The sequence below is a fragment of the Streptomyces sp. NPDC051183 genome, from assembly GCF_040682455.1.
In the GTDB taxonomy this organism is placed as follows: domain Bacteria; phylum Actinomycetota; class Actinomycetes; order Streptomycetales; family Streptomycetaceae; genus Streptomyces.
In genome coordinates this window covers 1-1,810 of the sequence record NZ_JBFBBA010000120.1, presented here as the reverse complement: position 1 = coordinate 1,810, position 1,810 = coordinate 1, and the positions used below count along the sequence as shown (strand labels likewise).

The 1,810-nt window shown below is 66.0% G+C and carries 2 protein-coding genes; one reads left to right on the top strand and one right to left on the bottom strand.

What is annotated here, in order from left to right; all coding sequences use genetic code 11:
• Positions 1-11 precede the first annotated feature (11 nt).
• The gene (locus tag AB0M99_RS37740; RefSeq protein WP_365928790.1) at positions 12-1,145 is read right to left on the bottom strand and encodes an IS630 family transposase; all 1,134 of its coding nucleotides are present in this window, start codon (positions 1,143-1,145) and stop codon (positions 12-14) included.
• Between the two features lie 69 nt (positions 1,146-1,214).
• On the opposite strand from AB0M99_RS37740, the gene AB0M99_RS37735 reads away from it, so the two are divergent.
• Complete coding sequence (locus AB0M99_RS37735; RefSeq protein WP_365928788.1) at positions 1,215-1,715, top strand: SMI1/KNR4 family protein; 501 nt, start codon at positions 1,215-1,217, stop codon at positions 1,713-1,715.
• Positions 1,716-1,810 lie beyond the last annotated feature (95 nt).

The window sequence follows — 1,810 nt, the reverse complement described above, 5'->3', positions numbered from 1 at the left end:
CTAGTGCCGCATCAGGCAACGTTCGCCCTGTTCACGACGTAGCGGAGGCGCTCATCTTGAGCGTGCTTGTTCCGCCAGATGATGTAGCGGCGGATCATGCTGCCCTGAGCCTTGTGGCTGGGGTGGTCGGTGCCGTCGAGGGTGAAGTAGCGCAGGGCGGTGAACTGGGCCTCGATCCGGTTCAGCCATGAGCTGTTGGTCGGGGTGTAGGCGATCTCGACGTTGTTGGCCTCGGCCCAGGTCCCCACTCGCTGGCATCGCTTGGTCGTCAGGTGCGGCGAGTAGTTGTCGCAGATGATCGCGATGCGCACGTCGGCCGGGTGGAGGGAGCGCAGGTAGCGGCAGAACTCCAGGAACTTGGAGCGGTTCTTGGTCTTCTTGATGTGGCCGTAGAGCTGGTCCTTGCCCAGGTCGTAGGCGGCGAACAGGTGTCGGACTCCGTGCGGGCGGGTGTAGGTGGCCCGGCGGCGCGGCCTCGGTTCGCGATCGGGGTCCTTGTGCTTGCCGCCGCGTTCGGCCCACTGGCGCCCGGGGTGGGGCTGGAGGTTGAGCGGCCCGAACTCGTCCATGCAGAAGATGACTTCGGGCTCACCGTTCTCGGGTATCACCTCGCCGTCAGCGATGGCGTAGAGGTGCTCGACGCGGGCCTTCTTCGCGGCGTAGTCGGGGTCGTTCGAGACCTTCCAGGTCTTCACGCGTTGAAAGGAGACGCCCTCCTCGCGGAGCAGGACCCGCAGGCCCTCGTGGCTGATGTCGTCGACCACCCCCTCGGCGACCAGGAAGTCGGCCAGTTTGACCAGGCTCCAGGTCGAGAACGGCAGGCCGTGCTCGGCCGGCTTGGACTTGGCGATCTTCTTGATCTCGCGCCGCTCGGGCAGCGCGAAGGTCCTCGGTCGTCCGCCCTGGTACTTCGGATAAAGCGAGTCGAAGCCGTCCGCGTTGAAGTTGTGGATCACGTCGCGGACCCGGTCCGCGCTGGTGAACGTCACAGCAGCGATCTTGTCTACCGGCATGCCCTGCGCGGACAGCAGCACCATCTGGGCCCGCCGCCAAGTCACCACGGACCCGGTGCCTCGGCGGACGATCCGCAGCAACCGGCGCCCCTCGTCGTCATCGATCTCCCGTACGCGCACACGTTCAGCCACGTGATCATTCTGAACGCCGGAGCGGCCTTCGGCGGTCAACCGCATCCCGTGGCCCCTACGATTCGAGTCATGGCTCGTTCTGACGATGTGCAGCCCGCGTTCTGGGACACCGACAGCACCTACGGGGTACAGCAGCCGCTGACTGACCAGGCTGTGCGGGAGGCCGAGCGACTGCTCGACGTCACGCTCCCAGCCTCGCTGCTTGATCTGTTGCGCGCGCAGAACGGCGGCCCGGTGACGGGCACTCGGAACGCCTTTCGGACCGATGAGCCGACCTCCTGGAGCGAGGACCACGTCCCGTTCGACCACGTGATGGGCATCGGCCACCGCGAACGCACAGTCTCGTTGCTCGACAGCCTCTACCTGGTCGAGGAATGGGGTCTGCCCTCGCCTGTCGTGCTCCTCTCGGGCGACGGACCCTGCTGGATCGCGCTGGACTACCGGGCGTGCGGCCGACATGGAGAACCTTCAGTCGCGTGGCTCGACGCTGACTTCAGCGTGGAGTTGCCCCTCGCCCCGGACTTCGAATCCTTCATCGATGGCCTCTCTTCCGCCGACGACTTCGACTGAAGCGCCACTGGGATTACACCCGACCGACCTCGCGAACAGCGGGACGGATCCCGCCCACGTCACGGCAGGGCGAATGTTGCCTGATGCGGCACTAG